Annotated in this window: 27 protein-coding genes and 5 tRNA genes; 29 read left to right on the top strand and 3 right to left on the bottom strand. The window is 61.4% G+C overall.

Annotated features, from left to right (window positions below):
* Positions 1-104 precede the first annotated feature (104 nt).
* The 24 genes from KJQ12_RS12935 to trxB all read left to right on the top strand — a co-directional run bounded on the left by KJQ12_RS12935 (position 105) and on the right by trxB (position 19,607).
* A tRNA-Met gene (locus tag KJQ12_RS12935) sits at positions 105-181 on the top strand.
* Positions 182-186: 5 nt separating this feature from the next.
* Positions 187-262, top strand: a tRNA-Val gene (locus tag KJQ12_RS12940).
* 21 nt (positions 263-283) lie between these two features.
* A tRNA-Asp gene (locus tag KJQ12_RS12945) sits at positions 284-360 on the top strand.
* A 10-nt stretch (positions 361-370) separates the two neighbouring features.
* Positions 371-446, top strand: a tRNA-Phe gene (locus tag KJQ12_RS12950).
* 15 nt (positions 447-461) lie between these two features.
* Positions 462-547, top strand: a tRNA-Tyr gene (locus tag KJQ12_RS12955).
* 126 nt (positions 548-673) lie between these two features.
* Positions 674-1,630 carry an MraY family glycosyltransferase gene (locus KJQ12_RS12960; RefSeq protein ID WP_342344853.1) on the top strand — a complete coding sequence of 319 codons (957 nt, stop codon included), beginning with the start codon at positions 674-676 and terminating at the stop codon, positions 1,628-1,630.
* 73 nt (positions 1,631-1,703) lie between these two features.
* On the top strand, positions 1,704-2,816 hold the full coding sequence (locus KJQ12_RS12965) for a PucR family transcriptional regulator (RefSeq protein WP_213485010.1): 1,113 nt from the start codon (positions 1,704-1,706) through the stop codon (positions 2,814-2,816).
* 93 nt (positions 2,817-2,909) lie between these two features.
* Entirely contained in the window at positions 2,910-4,031 is a 1,122-nt protein-coding gene (locus KJQ12_RS12970) for an ABC transporter ATP-binding protein (protein WP_213485011.1), read from the top strand.
* Between the two features lie 202 nt (positions 4,032-4,233).
* Positions 4,234-5,172: an HPr(Ser) kinase/phosphatase gene (hprK, locus tag KJQ12_RS12975; RefSeq protein WP_015256279.1), complete on the top strand. Its 939-nt coding sequence runs from the start codon at positions 4,234-4,236 to the stop codon at positions 5,170-5,172.
* 15 nt (positions 5,173-5,187) lie between these two features.
* Entirely contained in the window at positions 5,188-6,360 is a 1,173-nt protein-coding gene (gene lgt, locus KJQ12_RS12980; RefSeq protein WP_213485012.1) for a prolipoprotein diacylglyceryl transferase, read from the top strand.
* Positions 6,335-6,991 carry a pyrophosphatase PpaX gene (gene ppaX / locus KJQ12_RS12985; protein WP_213485013.1) on the top strand — a complete coding sequence of 219 codons (657 nt, stop codon included), beginning with the start codon at positions 6,335-6,337 and terminating at the stop codon, positions 6,989-6,991. Before lgt ends, ppaX begins: the two co-directional genes overlap by 26 nt.
* A complete protein-coding gene (locus KJQ12_RS12990) occupies positions 6,988-7,485 on the top strand; it encodes an acyltransferase (protein ID WP_213485014.1) in 498 nt (165 codons plus the stop codon). Before ppaX ends, KJQ12_RS12990 begins: the two co-directional genes overlap by 4 nt.
* An 85-nt stretch (positions 7,486-7,570) precedes the next feature.
* Entirely contained in the window at positions 7,571-8,218 is a 648-nt protein-coding gene (locus KJQ12_RS12995) for a hypothetical protein (protein ID WP_213485015.1), read from the top strand.
* A gap of 141 nt (positions 8,219-8,359) precedes the next feature.
* Complete coding sequence (locus KJQ12_RS13000) at positions 8,360-9,604, top strand: ATP phosphoribosyltransferase regulatory subunit (RefSeq protein ID WP_015256274.1); 1,245 nt, start codon at positions 8,360-8,362, stop codon at positions 9,602-9,604.
* Positions 9,597-10,235: an ATP phosphoribosyltransferase gene (gene hisG / locus KJQ12_RS13005; protein WP_213485016.1), complete on the top strand. Its 639-nt coding sequence runs from the start codon at positions 9,597-9,599 to the stop codon at positions 10,233-10,235. Before KJQ12_RS13000 ends, hisG begins: the two co-directional genes overlap by 8 nt.
* Positions 10,236-10,638: 403 nt before the next feature.
* Positions 10,639-11,949, top strand: coding sequence for a histidinol dehydrogenase (hisD, locus tag KJQ12_RS13010; RefSeq protein ID WP_213485017.1), 1,311 nt, complete (start codon positions 10,639-10,641; stop codon positions 11,947-11,949).
* Between the two features lie 4 nt (positions 11,950-11,953).
* Positions 11,954-12,553, top strand: coding sequence for an imidazoleglycerol-phosphate dehydratase HisB (gene hisB / locus KJQ12_RS13015; RefSeq protein ID WP_213485018.1), 600 nt, complete (start codon positions 11,954-11,956; stop codon positions 12,551-12,553).
* Positions 12,554-12,557: 4 nt separating this feature from the next.
* Positions 12,558-13,181, top strand: a complete 624-nt coding sequence (gene hisH, locus KJQ12_RS13020) for an imidazole glycerol phosphate synthase subunit HisH (RefSeq protein ID WP_015256270.1) — start codon at positions 12,558-12,560, stop codon at positions 13,179-13,181.
* A 268-nt stretch (positions 13,182-13,449) separates the two neighbouring features.
* Complete coding sequence (gene hisF / locus KJQ12_RS13025) at positions 13,450-14,208, top strand: imidazole glycerol phosphate synthase subunit HisF (RefSeq protein WP_015256269.1); 759 nt, start codon at positions 13,450-13,452, stop codon at positions 14,206-14,208.
* A complete protein-coding gene (gene hisIE, locus KJQ12_RS13030) occupies positions 14,205-14,867 on the top strand; it encodes a bifunctional phosphoribosyl-AMP cyclohydrolase/phosphoribosyl-ATP diphosphatase HisIE (protein WP_213485019.1) in 663 nt (220 codons plus the stop codon). Before hisF ends, hisIE begins: the two co-directional genes overlap by 4 nt.
* Positions 14,864-15,670 (top strand): histidinol-phosphatase HisJ, encoded by an 807-nt coding sequence (hisJ, locus tag KJQ12_RS13035; protein WP_213485020.1) that lies wholly within the window; start codon positions 14,864-14,866, stop codon positions 15,668-15,670. The genes hisIE and hisJ overlap by 4 nt, the downstream gene beginning before the upstream one ends.
* Positions 15,671-15,744: 74 nt before the next feature.
* On the top strand, positions 15,745-16,695 hold the full coding sequence (locus KJQ12_RS13040) for a ribose-phosphate diphosphokinase (RefSeq protein ID WP_015256266.1): 951 nt from the start codon (positions 15,745-15,747) through the stop codon (positions 16,693-16,695).
* A gap of 56 nt (positions 16,696-16,751) precedes the next feature.
* Positions 16,752-18,488, top strand: coding sequence for a tetratricopeptide repeat protein (locus tag KJQ12_RS13045; protein WP_015256265.1), 1,737 nt, complete (start codon positions 16,752-16,754; stop codon positions 18,486-18,488).
* A 162-nt stretch (positions 18,489-18,650) separates the two neighbouring features.
* Entirely contained in the window at positions 18,651-19,607 is a 957-nt protein-coding gene (gene trxB / locus KJQ12_RS13050; RefSeq protein WP_015256264.1) for a thioredoxin-disulfide reductase, read from the top strand.
* Between the two features lie 115 nt (positions 19,608-19,722).
* Here the strand turns inward: trxB and KJQ12_RS13055 are convergent, their stop codons facing one another.
* Both KJQ12_RS13055 and KJQ12_RS13060 read right to left on the bottom strand, forming a co-directional pair.
* Entirely contained in the window at positions 19,723-20,133 is a 411-nt protein-coding gene (locus KJQ12_RS13055; RefSeq protein ID WP_015256263.1) for a DUF4064 domain-containing protein, read from the bottom strand.
* Between the two features lie 91 nt (positions 20,134-20,224).
* Positions 20,225-20,851 carry a TetR/AcrR family transcriptional regulator gene (locus KJQ12_RS13060; protein WP_213485021.1) on the bottom strand — a complete coding sequence of 209 codons (627 nt, stop codon included), beginning with the start codon at positions 20,849-20,851 and terminating at the stop codon, positions 20,225-20,227.
* Between the two features lie 148 nt (positions 20,852-20,999).
* Between KJQ12_RS13060 and KJQ12_RS13065 the strand changes: the two genes are divergently transcribed.
* From KJQ12_RS13065 to KJQ12_RS13085, 5 genes are all read left to right on the top strand, one after another.
* Positions 21,000-21,950 (top strand): ROK family glucokinase, encoded by a 951-nt coding sequence (locus KJQ12_RS13065; RefSeq protein ID WP_015256261.1) that lies wholly within the window; start codon positions 21,000-21,002, stop codon positions 21,948-21,950.
* Positions 21,951-22,142: 192 nt separating this feature from the next.
* Positions 22,143-23,030 carry an RNase adapter RapZ gene (gene rapZ, locus KJQ12_RS13070; RefSeq protein ID WP_213485022.1) on the top strand — a complete coding sequence of 296 codons (888 nt, stop codon included), beginning with the start codon at positions 22,143-22,145 and terminating at the stop codon, positions 23,028-23,030.
* A gap of 12 nt (positions 23,031-23,042) precedes the next feature.
* Positions 23,043-24,035, top strand: a complete 993-nt coding sequence (locus tag KJQ12_RS13075; RefSeq protein ID WP_015256259.1) for a gluconeogenesis factor YvcK family protein — start codon at positions 23,043-23,045, stop codon at positions 24,033-24,035.
* Positions 24,036-24,040: 5 nt separating this feature from the next.
* A complete protein-coding gene (gene whiA / locus KJQ12_RS13080) occupies positions 24,041-24,976 on the top strand; it encodes a DNA-binding protein WhiA (RefSeq protein ID WP_213485023.1) in 936 nt (311 codons plus the stop codon).
* A 140-nt stretch (positions 24,977-25,116) separates the two neighbouring features.
* The gene (locus KJQ12_RS13085) at positions 25,117-25,386 is read left to right on the top strand and encodes an HPr family phosphocarrier protein (RefSeq protein WP_015256257.1); all 270 of its coding nucleotides are present in this window, start codon (positions 25,117-25,119) and stop codon (positions 25,384-25,386) included.
* Positions 25,387-25,524: 138 nt separating this feature from the next.
* On the opposite strand, the gene sda is transcribed toward KJQ12_RS13085, so the two are convergent.
* Entirely contained in the window at positions 25,525-25,734 is a 210-nt protein-coding gene (gene sda, locus KJQ12_RS13090) for a sporulation histidine kinase inhibitor Sda (protein WP_015256256.1), read from the bottom strand.
* Positions 25,735-25,985 lie beyond the last annotated feature (251 nt).

The following is a 25,985-nucleotide window of genomic DNA, read 5'->3' on the forward strand; positions in this document are numbered from 1 at the left end:
TCCTAAATTCCATCAGCTTGATTCAACATTTCATTCGCATCCGGTTTTCAGGGTGCAAGGCGGGGGAACCGCAGCCGCTGACAGCGGCAACGCCCCTGTAACGCGGCGGCATAGCTCAGTTGGCTAGAGCGTACGGTTCATACCCGTGAGGTCGGGGGTTCGAGGCCCTCTGCCGCTACCATACCTGGAGGCTTAGCTCAGCTGGGAGAGCATCTGCCTTACAAGCAGAGGGTCGGCGGTTCGATCCCGTCAGCCTCCACCATTCAAGTTCATTACCTATCGCGGAGCCGTGGTGTAGAGGCCTAACATGCCTGCCTGTCACGCAGGAGATCGCGGGTTCGAATCCCGTCGGCTCCGCCATTCAAATCAAGGCTCGGTAGCTCAGTTGGTAGAGCAGAGGACTGAAAATCCTCGTGTCGGCGGTTCGATTCCGTCCCGAGCCACCATGGATTGTTTATCGTGGAGGGCTAGCGAAGTGGCCAAACGCGGCAGACTGTAAATCTGCTCCCAGTCGGGTTCGGTGGTTCGAATCCATCGCCCTCCACCACTTTCACGAATGAAGCCTCTTGCGCATAAGCGCAGGAGGTTTTTTGCATTTCGTCAAAGTTCCTTCCTTGGTTTAGCGGAGCGGCAATAGGGAAAGCTAAAACCCAAACCGTGGAATCGGGGTGGGATGATGTTGCTTGCGGTCATCAGCGCATTGTTCGCTTTCTTCGCCGTGCTCCTGGTCGTGCCGTATGTTACGCGGTTCGCCTTGCGGCACGGCTACGTGGACATGCCGGGACCGCGCAAAGTTCATGCCGCTCCCGTGCCGCTGCTCGGAGGCGCCGCGATCTACGCCGCCACCGCAGCGGCGATGCTGCTCTTCGGCGGCAGATCATCGCTGTCCATCGCCGTCGCAGTCGGCGGACTGCTCATCGTGTTCATCGGTCTTCTGGATGACACGGCGAAGGCCAAGGGGTATGAATTTCCGATCTGGCCGCGTGTGATCGTCTATCTGACGGCCGCATTCGTGCCGGTGCTGCTCGATATCCGCATCATCGGCGTATCCTCGCCCGGACCGGGCGGCATGATCATGCTGCCGGAATGGGCATCCGTCGTCTCGACCGTGGTGTGGATCTTCGCGCTTACGAACATGATCAATTTCATCGACGGCGTGGACGGGCTGGCAGCCGGCGTCTCCATGATCTCGTCGCTGACGCTGTTTCTGACCGCCGTCATCCGGCATCAGACGGATACGGCGATGCTGGCGCTCATCCTGTTCGGAGCATGCGCCGCGTTCCTCGCTTTCAACTTCTATCCCGCCCGCATTTTCATGGGTGACGCCGGGGCGGCATTCCTCGGCTATGCTTTGTCGCTGATCGCCGTGGAAGGCTCGCTCAAAAGCGCTACGCTCATCACCATTTTGATCCCGATGCTGGCGCTCGGTGTCCCGATCATGGATACCATCATCGTCATGGCGAGGAGGCTCGCCGAAGGCCGCGGGCTGCACAAGGCGGACAATCTCCATACGCATCATGCGCTGATGCGATGGGGGCTCACCCAGATCCAGACCGTATCGTTCCTCTATCTGCTGTCCATCGTATTCGCCCTGCTGTCCATCGTGCTGCTGCTCGCATGGGGCGCATGATCGACGCCGGAAGGCACCGCCTGTCCGAATTGTGCTACAATAACAGTATTCGGGTGCGGATAGGAGCGTTGCGATGGAGTTGTCCTGGAGATCGAAACTGGAATCGCTGCTGGGCGCGCCGATTATGACGGCGGGATTGCCGCTCGGCGAACGGGAATCCGCATGGCAAGACATCGGTCTGAAACCGGGTGACCGGATTCGCTCCGGAGATCGGTTCAGGCTGCCGGACGGCACGATCCGATTGATCGTCAGTGCCGACGATGAGAAAGTGGAGTATGTCGACCTCCAGCCTGGCGACCTTACCGGGCGGGAAGAGCAGCTGCTCGAATGGCTGCTGCGGGAGCTGGATCGCGCCAGTCATGCCGAAGGAAGCCGGGAGCGTCCGCTGAACCGGGAAATGCAAAGGTTCGGCGAATGGATTCAGGAACAGATCGGCGCCGGCCGTCTGCAGGCGGCTGTCCCGGATGAGTTCAACGCAGGCGGACGGCTCAACATCGAATGGATCCCGTTTCTTCTGCTCGCCGATCATGCCGCCAGGGCGAACGATGCGGAACTGGAGAAACTGCTGCAGACCTATCTCGAAACGGACGTGCTGCTCGTGCCGCTCCGTGATCAGGAGTGGCTCATTCTGGCGCCGGATTCGCTGCTCTATGAGGAGGGCGGTGGCCGGGGGGACATCGAAGAGACGCCGGAGGAACTGCTGGAGAGCGTGGCGCGGGGCATGCATGACATGCTCACCAGCGAATGGCTTGGCGAGAATCATATCGCGGTCGCCCATCCGATCATGCCGTCCGCTGCGGTCGTCGATACGGTGTACCTCCTGCGCGAGACGGTTGCCCTCGGGCGCCGGTTCCATCAGGGCGACACGGTCCATCTGCCCTGGAACATTCATCTGGAGCGGCTGCTGAACAGCATTCCGGATGAGCAGCGGCTCCGATTCATCGAACAGGCGGCAAGCCGGACCGATTTGCTGCTGGAGCCGGAGATCGTGACGACGCTGGAGACGTTTTTCGCCATGAACTGCAATGTGAGCGATACGGCGAAGAAGCTGTTCATCCACCGCAACACGCTGCTATACCGGCTGGACAAGCTGAAGCAGGATACGGGCCTCGATGTGCGTCTGTTCCGGGATGCCGTGCTGGTGAAGATCATTTTGCTATTGTATAAAGTAACGAAAAGAAAGTAGTTTTTTTTGTATGGTTTGTGCATTTTCTTAGGCGGCTGCTGTACGCTAAGATGGTAATAAGCACTCCAATAAGAGCTTAGGGGGAAGAAACGCATGGCAGGCGTACGCTTGGAACACGTTTACAAACGGTATCCCGGCTCCGATGTCGCATCGGTCAAGGACTTCAACCTCGATATCAAGGACAAGGAATTCCTCGTTCTCGTCGGTCCGTCCGGCTGCGGCAAGTCGACGACGCTGCGGATGATCGCCGGACTTGAAGAGATCACGGAAGGCAAGCTGTACATCGGCGACCGCCTCGTGAACGACGTTGCCCCGAAAGACCGGGACATTGCGATGGTCTTCCAATCCTACGCGCTGTATCCGCACATGAACGTCTATCAAAACATGGCGTTCGGTCTGAAGCTGCGGAAGTTCAAGAAAGCCGACATCGACAAACGCGTCCGCGAAGCTGCCAAGATCCTCGACATCGAGCATCTGCTGGACCGGAAGCCGAAAGCGCTCTCCGGCGGTCAGCGTCAGCGCGTCGCGCTGGGCCGCGCCATCGTCCGCGAACCGCAAGTGTTCCTGATGGACGAACCGCTTTCCAACCTCGACGCGAAGCTGCGCGGTCAAATGCGCGCCGAAATCTCGAAGCTCGCCAAGCGGCTTGAGACGACGGTTATTTACGTCACCCACGACCAGATCGAAGCGATGACGATGGGCGACCGGATCGTCGTCATGAAGGACGGCGTCATCCAGCAAGCGGATTCGCCGGAAGTGCTGTACAACCATCCGATCAACATGTTCGTTGCAGGCTTCATCGGTTCGCCGGCGATGAACTTCATCAAGGGCGGCCTGTACGAGCGCGACGGCTCCGTTCACTTCAAAGCGGACGGCCTCGACATCGAGCTGACGGAAGGCAAGGCAGCCATCGTCCGCGAGAAAGGCTATGTCAATAAAGAAGTCATCCTGGGCGTTCGTCCCGAAGACTTCCATGACGAGCCGGTCTTCCTGGAAGCATCGCCGAAGAGCATCGTGTCGGCGCTCGCGGAAGTCGTGGAAAACCTCGGCCACGAGAAGAACGTTTATCTCGCCGGACTCGGCAGCGATACAGTCATCGCCCGTCTGGACGGCCGTTCCGATGTGAAGGAAGGCTCGAACATCAAGCTGGCGATCGACATGAACAAGATTCATCTGTTCGATCCGGAATCGGAACTGAACATCTTCGAGATCTGATCCGCAGGATCAACACGCAAGTCAATCGAGCCGCCTCGCAGCGAGGCGGCTTTTCTGTTGTCCGCGGCTGCCGCGCGCATATCCCCGCGTTGCGCAAACCGCATCCGATCGGTTACGATGGTAACAAGCGGAAACCGGGAGCCGTACAAGGCTTTCGGTCAGTCATCAGCGCCGCGAACGCAGGCGGCAAGGAGGCAAGACGTTGGCAAAAGCCGTTAAAGTGTCCGTATTGGTCAAGCAATACCAACTGGAGGTCGTGGCGGGTGCGGAAGGCTTAGGCCGCAGCATTACGGTGGATGACCTGCATCGTCCCGGCCTCGAGATGGCGGGATATTTCGAACATTATCCTGGCGAACGCATTCAAATCCTCGGCCGCACCGAGCTGACATTCTTCCAGACGCTCGAGCCGGAGGTCCGGAAAGACCGGGTGAGCCGGCTCTGCCGGGACGAGACGCCGTGCATCATCGTCACGCGCGGCCTCGAGGTGCCCGAAGAACTGATCGAGGAGGCCGGCCGGAAGCAAATCCCCGTGCTTCGTTCCTCCATGGCGACGACCTATCTGATCAGCAAGATGACCGGCTTCCTCGAGCAGCGGCTGGCGCCGACGGCGACGATCCACGGCGTGCTGGTCGATGTGTACGGCATCGGCATGCTCATCACGGGTTCCAGCGGCATCGGCAAGAGCGAGACGGCGCTGGAGCTGGTGAAGCGCGGCCATCGGCTTGTCGCCGACGATGCGGTCGAGATCATCCAGACATCGGACGGTCATCTGTACGGGTCGGCTCCGGAACTGATCCGGTATCTGCTCGAAATCCGCGGCCTCGGCATCATCAATGTGATGACGCTGTTCGGCGCCGGCGCCATCCGGACGCAGAAACGGATCGAGATGGTCATCCGGCTGGAGAACTGGCAGCAGGAGAAGCAGTATGACCGCCTCGGGCTGGATGAGGAAATGACCCGCATCATCGAGACCGATGTGCCGCTCGTCACCGTGCCGGTCCGGCCGGGCCGCAACCTGGCGGTCATCGTCGAAGTGGCGGCGATGAATTACCGGCTGAAGCGGATGGGATACAATGCCGCGCTCCAATTCACGAACAAGCTGACGGAATCCATCGCGGAAGATATGGACGATTTCGAATAAGGGGGCGGACGGGCGATGCGTGTTTTTGAACTGGCGATTGATCCGGTCCTGCTTCGGCTCGGTCCGATCAATCTGACCTGGTATGGCACGATCATCGGCTTCGGAGCGCTGCTGGGCCTGCTGCTCGCCATCCGGGAAGGGCGCAGGTTCGGCATCTCTTCGGATTTCTTCATGGATCTGATGCTGATCGGCACGCCGTCGGCGTTGATCGCGGCGCGCGCCTACTATGTGGCGTTCCAATGGGAGAACTACAAGGACAACTTCTGGGAGATCTTCGCGATCTGGCACGGCGGCATCGCCATCTATGGCGCGCTGATCGGCGCCGTCATAAGCGGCGCCATCTACATCAGGGTGAAAGGGTATCCGTTCTGGCGGATTGCCGATATCTGCGCGCCTTCGTTTCTGGTTGGTCAGATGATCGGCCGCTGGGGCAATTTCGTCAACCAGGAAGCGTACGGAGGCCCCGTCGAAGAGTCGTTCCTGCGGGACACGCTCCATCTGCCGGACTTCATCGTCAATCAGATGTACATAAACGGAACATACTATCACCCGACATTCCTGTACGAGTCGCTCTGGAATCTCGCCGGATTGGTGCTGCTGCTCGTCCTGCGCCGCCAGTCGTTCATGCGCGCGGGCGAAGTGTTCCTCGGCTACCTCATCTGGTATTCGGCCGGGCGGTTCTTCATCGAAGGACTGCGCACGGACAGCCTGGCCTTCCAGGGGCCGGAGTGGCTGGCGTCGCTCCTGAACGGCCTGTGGTCGCCGATGACCACCCTGTTCGAGCAAGGCTATCTGGATCCGAATTACGGCAATGTGCGCACGTCGCAGCTGCTCGCCGTGCTGCTCATCGCGGCGGGCATTGCGCTCGCGATCTACCGGCGCCTCAGCGGCGCGTCGTCGGAGCGGTACGCCGATCCGATCATTGTAAGACGTCCCGATGGCGCGGCCGCATTGCCGCTCAAGGATGATCGGATGGCCGATGAGGCGGATGAACCGGCGTCGGATGCATCGCGCGATGCGAATGCTCCCAATGAGCGCAACATTTCACGCGAGTCGGAGGCGGCGGACGAGACGGAAGCGGACAAGCCGTCAGAGGACAAGGCGCAGGATGCGGGAGATACGAAACCCGCTGACAGCACCGGGGCGAAAGGACTGCAGCACGATGACGACAGCGGCCGTACTGTTTGACCTGGACGGGACGATTCTCGATACGAACGAACTGATCATCCGCTCGTTTCTCCATGCGCTGCGCGGCGTGACGCCGCCGGAATTCGGCCGGGAGCACATCATTCCGCACATGGGCAAGCCGCTGAAGGATCAGCTCAGGCATTTTACCGGACGGGACGATGTCGACGATCTGCTCGCGGCATACCGGGAGTACAACCTGCGCGAGCATGACGCGCTGGTAAAGCCTTTCCCGCATGTGGCCGAGGTGCTGGAGCGGCTCAAGGCGGCCGGGCTCAAGATCGGCGTCGTCACGACGAAGATGCGGCTGACGGCGTCGCGCGGCATGAAGCTCGCGGGCATCGACGGTTTCATGGACGCGGTCGTCGCGTTCGACGACGTGGAGCACCCGAAGCCGCATCCCGAGCCGGTGCTCAAGGCGCTGGAGGCGCTGGACGTCCGCCCGGAGCGGGCGCTCATGGTCGGCGACAGCCCTGCCGACATGCAGTCGGCCTTGGCCGCCGGCGCCGTGCCGGTCGGCGTCGCCTGGTCGCTCAAGGGCGAGCGGGTGCTGCTGGAGACGGGCGCGCGGCACATCATCCATGACATGCGCGACCTGTACGAACTTGCGGGATTGGAGTGGAGGACGCCGTGAGGAACGTGGAGCGCTATCCGGTGGAAGGACCGAATTCGCTGTGGCAGGTGTACAAGACGGTCAGCCGGATGAAGGCGGTGCGGAATTTCATTTTCATCCAGCTGGCCCGCTACTGCCCCTCGCTGCCGCTCAAGAACTGGATCTACCGGCATGTGCTCGGGATGAAGGTCGGACGGAACACGGCGTTCGCCCTGATGGTGATGGTGGATGTCTTTTTCCCGGAGCGGATCCGGGTCGGGAGCAACACCATCATCGGCTACAACTCGACGATTCTGGCGCATGAATATCTGATACGCGAGTACCGGCTCGGCGACGTCGTGATCGGCGACAACGTGATGATCGGCGCGAACGTAACGATTCTGCCCGGCGTAACGATCGGCGACGGCGCCGTCGTGGCGGCGGGCTCCGTCGTGCACAAGGATGTGCCGCCCGGCGCGTTCGTCGGGGGCAATCCGCTGCGGGATCTGCGGGTGGACAAGTGGCAGCCGGAGTAATAAAAAAATGCCGGTCGGAACGCAACGTTTGCCGGCCCCTCCGCGTCATATGTAATGAAAGCGTAAGGACGGGGAGGGGTGCGGGATGCACCGGGTTCGGACACCGGGACGGCGCGCCAAGGCGGTCATGATGGTCCTGTTGGCCGTATGGACGGCAATGCTCTTCGCGGCTCACGCATCCCGCGAAGTGGAAGCGCTTAATTTCCCAATTGAATCCCTGGATGAGCTCTCGGTTCACGCGGATATCGTGTTCGTGGGCACGGTGACGGACAGGATGAAAGACAGCGATACGGAGCATCGGTACACGTTCCGCATCGACATTCCGCTCAAGGGCGGGTTGGAGAAGAAATCGGAGTTGACGGCGCGCGTCCTGCAATTCGGCGATGAGGGCGTCCTCGACAAAGGTTCGTCCTACCTGGTGCTGCTCCAGAAGACGGCGGACGGCGGTTATACGATCGCCGGCGTTCATCAGGGCTTCATCAAACTGAAGAACGGCCGGGCCGAGTCGAGATATTACAGCCAGGAGGAAGTGGACCGGTATCTCGCCCGGTACGGCCTGAAGGTGAAGACGATCTATGAACGGCTCGTGCCGCAGGACACGCCGGCCGCGACGCGCCATTCCGTGCGGGATGCGACGTCGCCCGCGGTGCTGTGGACCGGCGGCCTCGCGCTGGCGGCGCTGCTGGCCTGGCTGTTCGCCCGGGCTGTTCGGCAGCGGCGGAATCGAATATGACGGTTTAGTGGTGTGATGCGGGCGGCCTCGGCTTGACGGGGCCGCCTCGTCGTGTTACGATACGGTCAATCCCTTTATTTTGGCAGTATGGTAACATATTAACGCTTTAACGAGATAAAGTAACTGCAGGTGACCCGTGCTATGGCCAAACCGAGAGGTTTCGAAAAACCGGCCGGCGTCAAGGATTATCTGCCCCATGTCGTGGCGAAACTGCGGCATATCGAGCAGCAGGTGCTCGAATGCATGAAGCGGTGGGGCTACGAGCAGATCATGACGCCGACAATGGAATATTACGATACGGTGGGCGTCGCCAGCGCGACGTCCGACAGCAAGCTGTTCAAATTGCTCAACAACCGGGGCACGACGCTTGTGCTCCGTTCGGACATGACGGCGCCGATCGCGCGCGTCGCCGCGTCGCTGCTCAAGGATGCGCCGCTGCCGCTTCGGCTTTCCTATCACGCGAACGTCTTCCGCGCCATTGAAGAGGAAGCCGGGCGGGAAGCGGAGTTCTTCCAGACCGGCGTCGAGCTGATCGGCGATCCGACGCCCGAGGCCGACGCCGAGGTCGTCGCGCTCGCGATCGCTTCGCTGCAGGCGGCGGGCGTGAGCCGGTTCAAGATTGCCATCGGCCACGTCGGCTTCCTGAACGGGCTGCTGGAGGAGAAGCTCAGCGAGAGCGCGGAGGCGCAGCGCGAGCTCAAAGCCTACCTGCTGAGCCGCGACCACGTCGGCTATCGCGAACGGCTCCGTTCGCTCGGGCTGCCGGAGCAGGCGGAGCGGGAGCTCGAAGACATTCTGCGCTTGCGCGGCGGTCAGGAAACGTGCCGGCAGGCGAAGAGTCTGAGCGGCGATCCGGCGGCGCGGGCGGCGATCGACCATCTGTGCGCGATCTGGGACGTGCTGGACGCATACGGCGTGACGGAACACGTGCTGATCGACCTGACGATGATCGGTGATTTCTCTTATTATACCGGAATGACGTTTGAAGGCTACGCGGCGGATCTCGGGTTCCCCGTCGTCAGCGGCGGCCGGTACGACAATCTGCTGGCGCAGTTCGGCCGGCCTTCGCCGGCGACGGGCTTCGCGCTGAAGACGACGCGCATCCTCGATCTTGTGGACGGCGGCGCGGACGAATCGGGCAGAGGCCGGACGCTGATCGGCTACGATGCTGCCGGACGAGCCGCCGCGCTGGCCGAAGCGGGCCGGCTGCGCGCCGAGGGCCTTGTTGCCGTGACGGCGCAGATGTCGGCCGAAGAAGCCGGGGCGCTGGAACGGGCGCTGCAAGCAGGCGGCCCGATCCTGCACAACGGCGCGGCTTACGAACGGTTCGAGCGTTTTGTCGGATCGACGGGCAAAGGCGCGGACGGAGGCGGTAAACATGCGTGACACGTTGATGGTCGCGATGCCGAAAGGGCGGATCTACAAGCAGGCGTCGCAGCTGTTCCGGGATGCGGGGCTGCCGATCCCGGACGATTTCGACGACAGCCGCAAGCTGATCTTCGATGTGCCCGATGCGGGGATGTCGTTCATCATGGCCAAGCCGGTCGACGTGCCGACCTATGTTGAATACGGCGTGGCCGATATCGGCGTCGTCGGCAAGGACGTGCTGATGGAAGAGAACAAGGATGTGTACGAGCTGCTGGATCTCGGCATCGCGAAGTGCCGGATGTCGGTGATCGGGCTGCCGGATTGGAAGCCCGTCATCCATCCGCGGGTGGCGACGAAGTATCCGAACGTCGCGTCGCAATATTTCCGCGAGCGGGGGCAGCAGGTCGAGGTGATCAAGCTGAACGGCTCGATCGAGCTGGCGCCGCTCGTCGGCCTGGCGGACCGGATCGTCGACATGGTCGAGACCGGCGCGACGCTGCGCGAGAACGGGCTCGTCGAGATGGAGACGATGTTCGACGTGACGAGCCGGCTCATCGCGAACCGGGTCAGCTACCGGATGAAGAACGAAGCGATCCAGGCTTTGTGCGACCGGCTGCAGCAGACGCTGCAGCGCGGCGCCCGGCCGTGAGGCGCGCAAGGCGGCCAGGAGCCGGACAGCGGGCGGCTGGCGGGGGCCGGAAGGCCGGCTGCTGACGGAAATTCGCGGGAGCGGCGGGTGCGGCCGGCGTGCGGACGTCTGAGCGGCGGCTCCGGATGGAATCTGGTGCATGTATGCACCAAATTGGGCGATCCCGGCGTTCCGTATGCGAATCTGGTGCATTTTTGCACCAAATTGGGCGATTCCGACGATTGGACCGCAAATCTGGTGCATTTTTGCACTACATTTGGACCTGTTCCGGCAAGTTGATGTGAATCTGGTGCATTTTTGCACCAAATTGGGCGATTCCGGCGTTTGGCGCATGAATCTGGTGCATTTTTGCACCAGATTGGGCGATACAGGCGCAGTGACGAATCAGTGAGGGGTGTGGGCCATGCGCATCATGGCGGCGAGCGCATTCAATCTGAAGCGCGAAGTCGAATACGGCAGCCCGGAGCAGAACGCGGCGGTCCGGGAGATCGTCGCGGCGGTGCGGACGAAGGGCGACGCGGCGCTGCTTGAGTTCACCGAGCGGTTTGACGGCGTGAAGCTTGAGGCGTCCGGGCTGAAGGTGACGGAAGAAGAAATCCAGGCGGCATACGGCCAGGTGGACGAGGAGTTCCTTGCCGCGATCCGCGAGGCGGCCGCCAACATTCGCGCCTTCCACGAGAAGCAGAAGCAGAAGTCGTGGATGGAGCCGGCGCCGGACGGCACGCTGCTCGGCCAGATCGTGCGGCCGCTGCGGCGGGTTGGCGTCTATGTGCCGGGAGGCAAGGCGGCCTATCCGTCCTCCGTCCTGATGAACGTCATTCCCGCACAGGTGGCCGGCGTGCCCGAGATCGTCATGGTGACGCCGCCGGCGACGGGCGGTCGGGCGGGGATCAACCCTTACATCCTCGTGGCGGCTGCCGAAGCGGGCGTGAAGGAGATCTACCGGGTCGGCGGGGCGCAGGCGATCGCCGCGCTCGCCTACGGCACGGAGACGATCGCGCCGGTCGACAAAATCTGCGGCCCCGGCAACATCTATGTGGCGCTGGCGAAGCGCGAGGTGTATGGCGCGGTCGATATCGACAGCATCGCCGGGCCGAGCGAGATCGTCGTGCTGGCCGACGGGTCGGCCGACCCGGTATATATTGCGGCCGACCTGCTGTCGCAGGCGGAGCACGACGAGATGGCGTCCGCGGTGCTCGTGACGCCCTCGGCCGGGCTTGCGAAGGCGGTGTCGGACGAGGTGGAGCGGCAGCTGGCCGATCTGCCGCGGGCGGCGATCGCGCGCAAGTCGATCGTCGACTACGGCGCGATTCTGACCGTCGATTCGCTGGATGAAGGGATCGCGGTCGTCAACCGGCTCGCGCCGGAGCATCTCGAGATCATGACGGCGGACCCGCTGGATGTCGCCGGGCGGATCGAGAATGCCGGCGCGATCTTCCTCGGCGCGCACAGCACGGAGCCGGTCGGCGACTATTTCGCCGGACCGAACCACATTCTGCCGACGAACGGCACGGCGCGCTTCGCGTCGGCGCTCGGCGTCGACGACTTCGTGAAGAAGTCGAGCCTGATCCGGTACAGCCGGGAAGCGCTGCTCAAGCACGGCGGCAAGATCATGGCGCTGGCCCGCCGCGAGGGGCTGGAGGCCCACGCCCGCGCCGTCGAGGTTCGGCTGATGAAGGAGCAAGTCAAAGATATTGGAATGAAAGAAGGCTGAAGCGATGACGGAACCGGTCAGACGCGCGGCGGACATCGCCCGCAAAACAGGCGAAACGGACATCAAGCTGAGCTTCGCGCTCGACGGGACGGGGGAGACGTTGATCGAGACGGACGTGCCGTTCCTCAACCACATGCTCGAGCTGTTCGCGAAGCACGGCCACTTCGATCTGAAGGTGCAGGCGAGCGGCGACGTCGAGGTCGACGACCATCATACGGTCGAAGACATCGGCATCTGCCTCGGCCGGACGATTCTCGAGGCGCTCGGCGACAAGCGCGGCATTCGGCGCTATGCGAACGTGTTCATTCCGATGGACGAGGCGCTGGCGCAGGTGGTGATCGACATCAGCAACCGGCCGCACCTCGAGTACCGGGCGGAATACCCGGCGCAGACGGTCGGCAGCTTCCACGTCGAGCTGGTGCATGAATTTCTGTGGAAGCTGGCGCTGGAGGCGCGCATTACGCTGCATGTCATCGTGCACTACGGGCGCAACACCCACCACATGATCGAAGCGGTGTTCAAGGCGCTTGGCCGGGCGCTGGACGAAGCGTCGAGCTTCGATCCGCGCGTGCAGGGCGTCCCGTCGACCAAGGGAGTGCTGTAACAACATGATCGCGATCATCGACTACGGCATGGGCAATCTGCACAGCGTCAGCAAGGCGGTCGAACGGCTCGGCCATGAAGCGAAGGTGACGAGCGACCCCGGGGAAATCCTCGCCGCTGACGGCGCGATTCTGCCCGGCGTCGGCGCGTTCGGCGACGCGATGCGCAATCTGCGCGAGACGGGGCTGGATGAGGCGGCGAAGGCGTTCGCCCGCTCGGGGAGGCCGATGCTCGGCATCTGCCTCGGCATGCAGCTCCTGTTCAGTGAGAGCGAGGAGCACGGCCGGCACGAAGGGCTCGGGCTGCTGCCCGGCCGCGTGGTCCGGTTCCAAGGGCCGTTCAAGGTGCCGCACATGGGCTGGAACCGGCTGAAGTTCGAGCGGGAGAATCCGCTGACGGAAGGACTTGATCCCGGCCACGTCTATTTCGTGCATTCCTACCATGTGCTTCCGGAGCATGAAGGCGATCTGCTGGCGACGACGGACTACCACGGTCCGGTCACGGCGATCGTCGGCCGCGGCGGGCTGTACGGCATGCAGTTCCATCCGGAGAAAAGCGGTGAGCTGGGCATGCGGCTGCTGGGCCGGTTCCTGTCGCTGACGACGAAGGTGCAGACCGAATCGTCGTGATCACGGCCCGGGGGACGGTGACTGTCCGCGGGACTGTGGACGCCCGGAATGCAGTGACCGCGGTCCAGGGCAGTGACGGCCCCGAGGTCGCTATCGGCCCAGGCGGCGGTGACCGCTACGGAGGTTGAAGATCGTTCGGGTGGCGGCAACCGCCCGGGAGAGGCGCGGGAGCAGCCCGCGGATCGATAGGGTGCAATGCGATGCGCGGTCCGGACGGATGAGGGGAGAACCGCGACCCGGACGGGCCGGCATGCGGAAAGGAGCCATCATGTTAGCGAAACGGATCATCCCGTGCCTGGATGTGAAAGACGGACGCGTCGTGAAAGGCGTCAATTTCGTCAATCTGCGCGACGCCGGCGATCCGGTGGAGCTCGCGGCGGCGTATGACCGGGAAGGAGCGGACGAGCTGGTCTTCCTCGACATCTCCGCTTCCCACGAAGGGCGGAAGACGATGGTCGATGTCGTGCGCCGGACGGCCGGCGAGATCACGATTCCGTTCACCGTCGGCGGCGGGATCGCGCATGTCGACGACATGAAGACGCTGCTTCGCGCCGGCGCGGACAAGATCGGCATCAATACGGCGGCGGTGCTCAATCCCGATCTGATCGCGGAAGGCTCGCGCGTCTTCGGCGCGCAGTGCATTGTCGTCGCGATCGACGCAAAGTTCAATCCCGAATGGGGAGAATGGGAAGTCTATACGCACGGAGGCCGCAAACCGACCGGCATCCGCGCGCTTGAGTGGGCGCAGCGGGCCGAAGCGCTCGGCGCCGGCGAAATTCTGCTGACGAGCATGGACAAGGACGGCACGAAAGACGGCTTCGACATCGCGCTGACGCGGGCCGTGTCCGAGCGGGTGTCGATTCCGGTCATCGCGTCGGGCGGCGCCGGCAAGGTCGAGCATTTCCACGAGGTGTTCGCGGAAGGGTTGGCGGACGCCGGGCTGGCGGCTTCGGTGTTCCATTACAAGGAAATGACGATCGGCGAGGTCAAGGACGATCTGCGCCGCAAGGGAGTGGAAGTGCGATGAGCGAACTGGCGGAGTCGATCCGCTGGAACGATGACGGGCTTGTGCCGGCCGTCGTCCAGGATGCGGTCAGCAAGGAAGTGCTGATGCTCGCGTACATGAACCGCGAGTCGCTGGCGAAGACGCTGGAAACCGGGGAAACCTGGTTCTGGAGCCGCTCCCGCGGGGAGCTGTGGAACAAGGGCGCAACCAGCGGACACAAGCAGAAGGTGAAGTCGATCGCTTACGATTGCGACGGCGACGCGCTGCTCGTCCAGGTGGAACAGATCGGACCGGCCTGCCACACGGGCAAGTACACCTGCTTCCATCACGAGATCAAGCCGGACGGAAACGCCGGGCGCGAGCCTGCGGCGGACCGGTTCCGGATGCTCGGCGAGCTGGAGCGGATCATTGCGAAGCGTTACGCGGAACGGCCGGAAGGCACCTATACGACGTATCTTTTTGAGAAGGGCATCGACAAGATTCTGAAAAAAGTCGGCGAGGAAACGGCGGAAGTGATCATCGCGGCGAAAAACCGGGACAACGACGAGCTGCGGTACGAGACGGCGGATCTCATTTTCCACATGATGGTGCTGCTGCGGGAGCGCGGGCTGCCGCTGGATGACGTCATGGCGGAACTTGCGAGCCGCGAAGGCAAGCCGACGACGAATAAAATGCGATGAAGATCGACTATCATACCCACCATGCGCGGTGCGGACACGCCGAGGGCTCGCTCGAGGATTATGTGAAGCGGGGCATCGGGATCGGGCTCGATCACATCGGCCTGTCCGACCATATGCCGCTCATCCATGTCGATCCGGCATCCTATTATCCCGGGATGGCGATGCCGATGGACGAGCTGCCGCGCTATGTGGAAGAAGCGTTCGCGCTGAAGGAGAAGTACAAGGGTGTCATCGAAGTCCGCGTCGGGCTCGAAGGCGACTACATCGAAGGGTACGAGGAAGAAATCGAGCGGATCGTCCGGGGATACCCGTGGGATTATGTCATCGGTTCGGTGCATTTTCTCGGCGAATGGGACATCACGGACTACCGGCAGACGGACGGTTGGAAAAGCCGCGATCCGATGGCCGTGTACGAGCAGTATTACGACGCGGTGTGCAAGGCGGCGGCGACCGGCTTCTACGACGTGATCGGCCACATCGACGTCATCAAGCGGTTCGGCGTGCAGCCGGGCGGCGATGTGACGCATCTGGAGGACATGGCGCTTGCGGCGGCGGCGAAAGCGGGCGTCGCGATCGAGCTGAACGCCTCGGGGCTCCGGATGCCGTGCGCGGAGATGTTCCCGTCGCGGCGGATGCTGGTAAAGGCGCGCGAGCTCGGCATTCCGGTCACGCTCGGTTCGGACGCGCATCAGCCGGAGCGGCTGGGGCAGTATCTCGACGAGGCGGGGGCGGCGCTGAAGGATGCGGGGTACGCGCAGCTTGCGACGTTCGAAGGACGCAGGCGGATTCTCGTCGATTTTTGAAAAAGACCGTCGCCGATGTATAATGAAATTGACATGCGGCTCGAAACGGATTCGCAAAATTTCAGGAGGGTATCATGTTCAGCGATAAGGTGCGTATTTTCTCGGGGTCGTCGAACCAACTGCTGGCGGAGCGCATATGCGCGGAGCTCGGCTGCACCCTGGGCAGAATCAAGATTTCGCGCTTCAAGAGCGGCGAAGTCTACGTTCACTACGAGGAGTCGGTCCGCAACTGCGACGTCTTCCTCGTCCAGTCGTTCTCTCATCCGATCAACGAGCATTTTGTCGAATTGCTCGTCATGATCGACGCGGCGAAGCGGGCGTCCGCGCGGACGATCAACATTATGATCCCGTATTATGGCTACGCGCGGCAGGAACGCAAATCGGCGCCGCGGGAGCCGATCTCGGCGAAGATGGTGGCGGACGTGCTGACGACGGTGGGCGCAGACCGGATCATTACGCTCGATCTGCACGCTCCGGCGATCCAGGGATTCTTCAACATTCCGGTGGATCACCTGACCGCGCTTGACCTGATCAGCGATTATCTGAAATCGAAGAACATTCGCAATCCGGTCGTCGTTTCGCCGGATGCAGGACGGGCGTCGACGGCGGAGAAACTGGCAAACTACCTGAACGCGCCTTTCGCCATCATGATCAAGAAACGCCCGAAACACAACGAATCCGTCATTACGCATGTCATCGGCGATGTCGAAGGACAGACGCCGATCATCATCGAAGACCTGATCGACACCGGCTCGACGATCATCAACGTCGTGGAGAGTCTGAAGGAACGCGGGGCGGAAGACGCAATCGTCTGCGCGACGCACCCGCTGTTCTCGAATCCGGCCATCGAGAAGCTCGGCCATCCGAACATTCGCGAAGTGGTCGTGACGGACTCCATTTTCCAGCCGGATCTGTCGGAGGACCGGTTCAAAGTCATCAGCGTCGCGCCGATGCTGGCGGAAGCGACCCGGATCATCATCCAGGGCGGTTCGATCAGCACGCTGTTCAAGAATGCGGGCGTCTAGAACCCGTGATGTGATATAATCGATGCAAAATCGAAGCACGGGAGGTGCCTGATCGTATGCGCAAGAAGAACAAAGCGGCGCCCCGCGCGAAAATCATCCCGATCCAGCTGGACGCCGCCTTCTTTTATGAACGTGCGGTCCGGTCGCTGGACCGCTTCCGCTACGACAAGGCACTCCGCTATTTTCGCAAGGCTGTCGAATACGAGCCGGACAATCCGGTGAATCATTGCAACATGGCGGGCATTCTGTCCGAGATGGGCAACTACGAGGAATCGAACAACATCCTGAAGAAGGTGCTGGACGAACTCGACCCGTCGATGACGGAATGCTGGTTCTACATGGCGAACAATTACGCCAACATGGAAATGTACGAGGCGGCGGAGGAAGCGCTCGTCCAATATCTGGAAGAAGACGCGGACGGCCAGTTTCTCGAGGAAGCGGAAGAGATGATGGATCTGCTTCACTACGAGCTGGACCGGCCGCTGAAGCAGCCGGTCGTGAAGGCGCGCGGCCGGCTGCACGACCATGAGCGCGCCCGGCAGCTGCTCGAGGAAGGGAAGTTCGTCGAGGCGGTCAAGCTGCTGAAGACGATCATCGAGGAGCAGCCCGAATTTCTGGCGGCGCGCAACAATCTGGCGCTCGCCTATTATTACATGGGCCTGTTCGATCAGGCGGCGGACACCGTCCGGGATGTGCTGAAGATGGACGCGGGCAATCTGCACGCGCTGTGCAATCTCGCGATCTTCCGCATGCACAATGGCGGCCGGGAGGAAGCGCTGGCGATCGTCGGGGCGCTGCGCAAGATGGTGCCGATGCAGCCGGAGCTGGCGTTCAAGCTCGCGACGACGATGGGCATTCTCGGCGAGCATGAGGCGGCGTACGGCCATTTCCGGCGGCTGCTCCGCGAGCTGTCCGGCCATCGGGACCCATGCCTCCTGCACTACACGGCCGTCGCGGCCAGCAACATCGGCCGCCTGGATGAAGCCGCGCGGCTGTGGAAGGAGGCGGCGCTGCTCGATCCGGAAGCGGGCGTGGCCGAGTATTATTTGCAGCATCTGGACGACCTGAAGTCCGGCAGGATGTCTCCGCCGTCCAGCTACCACTATCATCTGCCGTTCGAGGAGCAGCTCCGGCGCTGGGAAGGCTCGGGCGACGAGCTGCCCGAACGGATGAAGCGGGACCCGCTCGTCCGCTCGTCGTTCTTCTGGGCGCTGCGCCACGGCGACCGCAGGATGAAGCTGCAGGTCATCCAGGCGTTCAGCCTCGTCGGGGACGACGAGGTGAAGGAGGCGCTGCGCGAATTTTTGAGGCTGCCCGAGGAAGACGACATGCTCAAGCGCGTCGCGGTCTTCGTCCTGCGCGGCATCGGAGACAACGGGCCGATCGAGGCGGTGCTGGGCGGAGAGCGGGTGGTCATCGAAGCGAACCGGATGCCGGTCCGGATGCCCGCCGCGAACGCGCGGTGGCAGGCGGTCATCGAGGCGGCGATGCAGCGCATCAAGAACCGCTTTGACGCGGTGCAGCAGCACGATCTGCTGACGCTGTGGGCGGAGTTTCTGCAGCGGCTGTATCCCGAGACGCCGGTCATCCGCAAGGCGGAAGGATGGGCGGCGGCGCTCGAGTATCTGACGGCGAAAATGCACCGCAAGGGGATCACCTTCGAGGAAGCGGCGATGCGCTACGGCGTGTCGGCGGCGACCGTGTGCAAGCATGTCCGCCGGATCGACGAGGTGTGCGGCATCCGGGACAGGATGAAGGCGGCGCACATGCAGGGCGAGGCCGAGGGCGATTAGCGCGGGCGCGCGGGAACGGCGTTTATCGCGGGTGTCATCGTCAAGACGTCATCGTCCTTGGCAGGATATACAGGCTCTGAGCGGGCAGATTAACGGCAGGCGGCGTGCGGATCGCGGATCCGGGATCTGCCGGCCATGCCGGGAAGCAGGAGGGAGACCAGAATGACGGTATATCGATCGATCATTATCGGCACGGGCCCGGCGGGCCTGACGGCGGCGATTTATCTGGCGCGGGCGAACTTGAACCCGCTCGTCATCGAAGGGCCGGAGCCGGGCGGGCAGCTGACGACGACGACGGAAGTCGAGAACTTCCCGGGATTCCCGGACGGCATCATGGGACCTGAACTGATGGCGAACATGCGCAAGCAGGCCGAGCGGTTCGGCGCCGAATTCAAGACGGGCTGGGTGAACCGCGTCGATCTGTCGAAGCGGCCGTTCACGCTCGAGGTCGAGGGCATGGCGGAGCCGCTGCAGGCGGAGACGCTGATCATCTCGACCGGGGCTTCCGCGAAATATCTCGGCATCCCGGGCGAGAAGGACAACGTCGGCCGCGGCGTCAGCACGTGCGCGACTTGCGACGGGTTCTTCTTCCGCGGCAAGAAAATCGTCGTGGTCGGCGGCGGCGACTCGGCGATGGAGGAAGCGAACTTCCTGACGCGCTTCGCGACGGAAGTGAAGCTGGTGCACCGCCGGAACGAGCTGCGCGCGTCGAAGATCATGCAGGACCGCGCGCGGGCGAACGAGAAGATCAGCTGGCATCTGAACCGGACGCCGCTTGAAGTGGTGGCCGGTCCGCTCGGCGTCACCGGGCTGAAGGTGCGCAACAACGAGACGGGTGAAGAAGAGCTGATCGAGGCGGAGGGCGTTTTCGTCGCGATCGGCCATACGCCGAACACGAAGTTCCTGGACGGCCAGATCGAGACCGATGAGCAGGGCTACATCATCGTGAAGCCGGGGACCACCGAAACGAATGTGCCGGGCGTGTTCGCCTGCGGCGATGTGCAGGACAAGAAGTACCGCCAGGCCATCACGGCGGCGGGCAGCGGCTGCATGGCGGCGCTCGAGTGCGAACGGTTCCTCGAAGGCAACGCCGTGCACGATTGGAGTCATTCGCTGTAAGCTGCAATAAGTATGGCATGCGGGAATCCGCCGACGGAAGGAGCATCCGGCCGTCGGCGGTTTTTTTGACGCTGCCGAACCGCGATCGCGTCTGCATGATTCGATGAAAGTTTTCTTATCTCAACGCCTTCGACATCTTCAACTTCGGCTTTCTCGCAAGTGCCAGGATGCCTGCGGCAATGTAGAAAAGACCGGGTATGGCGGCAAACAGGGAAACGAAGCATAATGCTACAGACACGATGATCAAGCCCCAGCCCGCAACGGCGGCATTCCGGTTGCCCTTGAGCAGCCAGACGGCGCACAGCCCGAGGGCGATGCCGATCAACCCGGGGGTGATAAACATCGTCCCTGCCTGACCCAGCTGCTCCAAGGTGTATGCATTTTCGCTTTCGCTCCATCCTTCTTCCAGGTACTGCAAAAACTTTTCGCTTTTCGTCAGATACAGAAAGACAATGCCGGTTCCGACCATGACCAGGCTTGCAATAATCCCAAGAACGCTTAAAGCAATTTCAAATGTACGTTTCATTCGTGCTACTCCTCCGTCTTGAGTGATTTTATTTGTGTCCTGGGTGAATGAATATTTTATTATTCATTCATTATGCTGCAAAAAACGCGCATCATTGCTGATGCTTCGGCTTCGTCAGCCCGTTGATGATGAATTCAATCAAATATTGCATCACTTTCGGAAAATGCTCGATGCCGATCTCCTCTTTATGCATGTCGATGCAAACCAGCGAATCGAAGAAAACGGGCAGCAGCTCCTCATCGATATCATCCCGCAGCAATCCCTGCCGCTTCCAGCTGCGCAGCAGATCCAAGAAAAATTCCCGGACGGAATCCATGCTGCGGCCGTCTTCATCCCGGTAATGCTTCTCGAGTTCCTTGTAGAAGTCGCGATTATACCACTCCTTCAAAATCGGGTTCGCCTGGATGGCCTCCTGGTTTTCCCTGAGCAGCCTGCCGACGAGCTGCACCGGCTCCTGCCTCAGATCCAGCGTTTCGATCAGGCGATGTTTCAGCTTTTCATTTTCCTTTTTGTAGATTTCAATGAAAAGCTGTTCCTTGGAAGCGTAGTAATTGTAGAAGGTGCCTACGCCAATACCCGCTTTTTCGGCTATTTCTTTGATGTTCGTTTTTTTGAACCCTTTTGCACTGAACAGCTCCTTGCCGCAATCGAAAATCGCGGTTTTGATGTCCACTTCGCGTTCCTTCCCTTTCTGGTGAATGAATATTTTTTCGTTCATTCACATTTAAGCACACCTACTTACGCCCTGTCAACAAGGACAAAGGCAGTATCCGCGACCATGACAGGCCGCCCGCATTCTTGACCTCGACATACCGTTCGCTTATAGTGAAAAGAGCAGTTAACACAGTGATTGAGGTGGCCTTGTCATGTCGGGTAAGCTTTACGTCGGCCTGGATGTCGGCGGTACAGCGATTAAAGCGGGCGTATGCAGCGAGGACGGCAAGCTGCTGCATACCTTCGAAGGACCGACCGAGAATGAGAAAGGCAGCGACCGGGTAATGGCCAATATGGCCCAATATGCCCGTACCGTTGTTGAGCAAATGTCCGCTTCCTGGGACGACGTCGAAGGCGTCGGCCTCGGCGTGCCGGGATTCCTGGACATTCAGAACGGCGTTCTGCTCACCTCGCCCAACCTTGTTCTGCGGAATGCGCCGCTGAAGAGCTATCTCTCCGAACAGCTCGGCAAGCCGGTGCTGATCAACAATGACGCGAACGTGGCGGCGCTAGGCGAAGCGTGGGGCGGCGCAGGACGCGGCGTGTCCGATTGCGTGATGTACACGCTCGGCACGGGTGTCGGCGGCGGCATCATCATCGGCGGCCGCATCGTCGTCGGCTTCAACGCGATGGCCGGCGAGCTCGGGCATATCGCCATTGTGCCCGATCTGGAAGCCATTCAATGCGGCTGCGGCAAGAAAGGCTGCCTGGAGACGGTATCGTCCGCTACGGGCATCATCCGGATGGCCAAGGACGCGGTGGCGCGCGGCGACCTGGCGCCGCTGGCCGGTCTGGATACGATCACGGCGAAGGACGTCTTCGACGCGGCGAAAGCCGGCAATGAGACGGCGGCGCGCATCGTGCAGCGCGCGGCGCACTATCTCGGCAAGTCGATGGCCCTTGTGTCGGTCGTCGTCAACCCGCAGCGGTTCATCATCGGCGGCGGCGTTGCCAAAGCGGGCGAGTATCTGTTCGAGCAAATCCGCGAAGCGTATTTCAAGCATGCTCTGGAAGCTGCTTCGAAGGGCGTGGAAATCGTGCCGGCCGAACTCGGCAACAACGCGGGGGTCGTCGGCGCAGCAGGGCTCATTCTGCGTTCTTGATGAACGTGCAGGCCGGTTGCGACCGGCCTGTTCGTTATTCCCGGCCGCCATTCGCTGCGGTGATGGGGCGGCCGGGCGGTTCATACGCTATAAGATAGACATTTGGAAGTTTCGACGCTGATTCGGATGCGCCTTGCCGGAAGAAGGATGGCGCGGGCCGTTTTTACTTGATTCGGGGGAGGGGATGCCGCCATGACCGGCGGAACGGCAGTCCCAAAATTGGTCATCATTACGGGCATGTCGGGCGCGGGCAAGACGATTGCGGTCCAGAGCTTCGAGGATCTGGGCTTCTTCTGCGTCGACAACCTGCCGCCCGTGCTCATCCCGAAGTTCGCCGAGCTGATCGAGTCGTCCAGCGGCAAGATCGGCAAGGTGGCGCTCGTCATCGATCTGCGCGGCCGGGAGTTCTTCACCGCGCTGTCCGAGTCGCTGGCCTACACGCAGGAACATTTCACGATCGGCATCGAGATTCTGTTCCTCGACGCGACGGACAGCGTGCTCGTCCAGCGGTACAAGGAGAGCCGGCGCCGGCATCCGCTTGCCGACGGCGGCGTGCCGCTTGAAGGCATCCGGCTGGAGCGCCGGCTGCTGGAGGACCTGAAAGGGATCGCGACCCATGTGATCGATACGAGCAGCCTGAAGCCGTCGCAGCTGAAGGCGCTCATCGCCGATCGGTTCTCCGAAGCGAACCGGGAAACGTTCGTCGTGAATCTGACGTCGTTCGGCTATAAATACGGCATTCCAATTGACGCGGATCTGATCTTCGACTGCCGGTTCCTTCCGAATCCGCATTATGTCGAGCATCTGCGGCCGAACACCGGGAAGGATCCGGAAGTGTACGAATATGTCATGAAATGGCCGGAGACGCAGACGTTTCTGTCGAAACTGGTCGACATGCTGCAATATCTGATTCCGATGTACAAGAAAGAAGGCAAAAGCCAGCTCGTCGTCGGCATCGGCTGCACCGGGGGCAAGCATCGATCCGTCGCAATCGCCGAGTACCTCGCCCGCACGCTGGGCAACAGCGAGACGGAGACGGTGCGTGTCGGCCACCGGGACGCCGAGCGCGACCGGCACTGACGGGGTGAAGACATGAAGTCCCGCACGCCGTCCGTGTCGCCCCCATTGCCGAAAGTCGTCGTCATCGGCGGCGGCACCGGGCTGTCCGTCATGCTGCGCGGCTTGAAGGAGAAGCCGCTCGATCTGACGGCCATCGTCACGGTTGCCGATGACGGAGGCAGTTCCGGCGTCCTGCGCCAGGAGCTGCAGATTCCGCCGCCGGGCGATATCCGCAACGTGCTGATGGCGCTCGCGAATGTGGAGCCGCTGCTCTCGCGGCTGCTCCGCTACCGTTTCCCCGCCGGCAGCGGATTGGCCGGCCACAGCTTGGGCAACCTGATGTTGGCGGCGATGACCGACATCGCCGGCGATTTCGTCACAGGCGTGCGCGAGCTGAGCCAGGTGCTCGCCGTGCGCGGCCGGGTGCTGCCCGCCGCCGCGCAGGGCACCGTGCTGAAGGCGGTCATGGAAGACGGCAGCATCGTCGTCGGCGAATCGCAGATTCCGAAAGCCCGCGGCAGAATCCGCCGCGTCATGATTGAACCGCCCGGGGTCGAGCCGCTGCCGGAGGCGGTGGAGGCGATCCGCGAGGCGGATTGCATCCTGATCGGCCCGGGAAGCCTGTATACGAGCATCATGCCGAATCTGCTCGTGAAGGGACTTGCGGAAGCCATCGTCGCTTCCGATGCCATGAAATTGTTCATTTGCAACGTCATGACCCAGCCGGGCGAGACGGACGGTTACACGGTGAGCGACCATCTCGACGCCATTGAGGCGCATGTCGGCGCGCCATTGTTCCACGGCGTCATCGTGAACAACGGCGAGATTCCGCCGGATGTGCTGTCCAAGTATGCGGAGGAAGGCGCCTCGGTCGTCGTCTGCGACGAAGAGGAGCTGCGGCGGCGGGGCATCCGCGTCATCGCGGATCGGCTGATCAAGGTGCAGACCTATCTGCGGCACGACGCCGCGAGGCTCAGCCATCACATCGAGCGGCTGGTTCAAGATTGGATATCCGGGAAGAGGTGATGCGGATGTCTTTCGCGGCCCAGACCAAGAAAGAACTCACGATGATTGAATCTGCGCCTTGCTGCGAACTGGCGGAGCTCTCGGCTCTCATCCGGATGAACGGTACGGTGCAGCTGTCGAACCGGAAGATTGTACTGGATGTCTCGACGGAGAACGCGGCGATCGCGCGGCGCATTTTCACCCTGCTCAAGCGTCGGTTCGGCGTTCAGGCCGAGCTGCTGGTGCGGAAGAAAATGCGGCTGAAGAAGAACAACGTGTACATCGTCCGTGTTCCGACGATGGTGGAGGACATTCTGTCCAAGCTTGCCATCGTGTCGGAAGGGTTCGTGTTCCGCCAGGGAATCGACAAGAACATCGTGCGCAAGGCGTGCTGCAAGCGCTCCTACCTGCGCGGCGCGTTTCTGGCCGGGGGCTCGGTCAACGATCCGGAAGGATCGTCCTATCACCTGGAGATCGCGACGCAGTACGAGGAGCATTGCCGGGCGCTGGTGGAACTGGCGAACAAATACCGGCTCAACGCGCGCTGCATCGAACGGAAGAAGGGCTTTATTTTCTACATCAAAGAAGGGGAGAAGATCATCGAGCTCCTGGGCATCATCGGCGCGCATCAGGCACTCTTCAAGTTTGAGGACGTGCGGATCATGCGCGACATGCGCAATTCGGTGAACCGGATCGTCAACTGCGAGACGGCCAATCTGAACAAGACGATCGGCGCGGCCGTCCGCCAGATCGACAACATCAAACTGCTGCAGAAGGTGATCGGCCTCGAAAATCTGCCCGAGAAGCTGCGCGAAGTGGCGGAGGTGCGGCTCGCCCATCCGGACATCAACCTGAAGGAAGTGGGCGATCTGCTGAAGGGCAATGTCAGCAAGTCGGGTGTCAACCACCGGCTGCGAAAAATCGACGAATTGGCCGAGAAAATCCGGAACGGCACGCTCTGACGGCGCAAACCTAGTCTGACGCCCCAAATAATGTTATAATACTTGCATGATCTATGGGCCTCCGCAGGCACGGGAAGGTGCGCTTGTGAGGAGCGAGCCGAGCATCGGGCCGATAATTTCTGGACAGGGGGAAAAAGTGCATGATCAAGCAACCGGTGGTCGTTCGTCTGAAGACGGGCCTTCACGCACGGCCGGCTGCGCTTTTCGTACAGGAAGCGAACAAATTCTCAGCTGAAATCTTCGTGGAGAAGGACGACAAAAAAGTAAACGCGAAGTCCATCATGGGCATCATGAGCCTCGCGATCAGTTCGGGCACGGAGGTCACCATCAGTGCGGACGGTTCCGACGCAGAACAGGCTGTAAACGCTTTAGTCCAACTGGTCAGCAAGGAAGAGCTGGAGAACCAGTAACGGGGCTTGAAAGGGCAAAAGGGACGGATCCCGGCGGATCCGTCCCTTTGCCTTGGGATCGGGGTCGAAAGAAGCAAGCCGGACGGCGCAGCCGCCGGCCGGGCCATAAAGACAAAAACTGCCGAATCGGCAGCCAGATCAGAGAGAGGTTTTCGGGTCCAGATTGCGCGAACGAATCGCTTCTTCGATCAATTGAATAAATTCGGCAGACAATCCCATCGCGACAGCTTCGTGGTACACTTCGAGCAGATGCTCGTCCGTGAGCGGCCGAAGCAGGATCATCTTGTCGTGCACTATGGGATATTCGCCGTCAGGCAGAGTGGTGTGCGTCGATCGCGTGGCTGCCACGTTGATCACTCCATCCAAATTTCTCAGAACTCGCCTTCATTTGTAGGAAATTGGAACTTGCTGTGTCTTTATCATAACACGGTTTTCGCTGGGAGTGGTTTGCCATTCACACATGTAAATTGTGGTTGACAAATGTAAGGATTTGTGATATTAAAACAAAAACATCCGCCCGAAAGGCGGATGTTTTTTGTATTGAGCCTTTTGCATAATTTCGTTTTGAAGCCAGCTTCATAGGGAGTCCTCAACTAGCA

The organism is Thermobacillus xylanilyticus, from assembly GCF_907165215.1.
GTDB classification, from domain to species: domain Bacteria; phylum Bacillota; class Bacilli; order Paenibacillales; family Paenibacillaceae; genus Thermobacillus; species Thermobacillus xylanilyticus.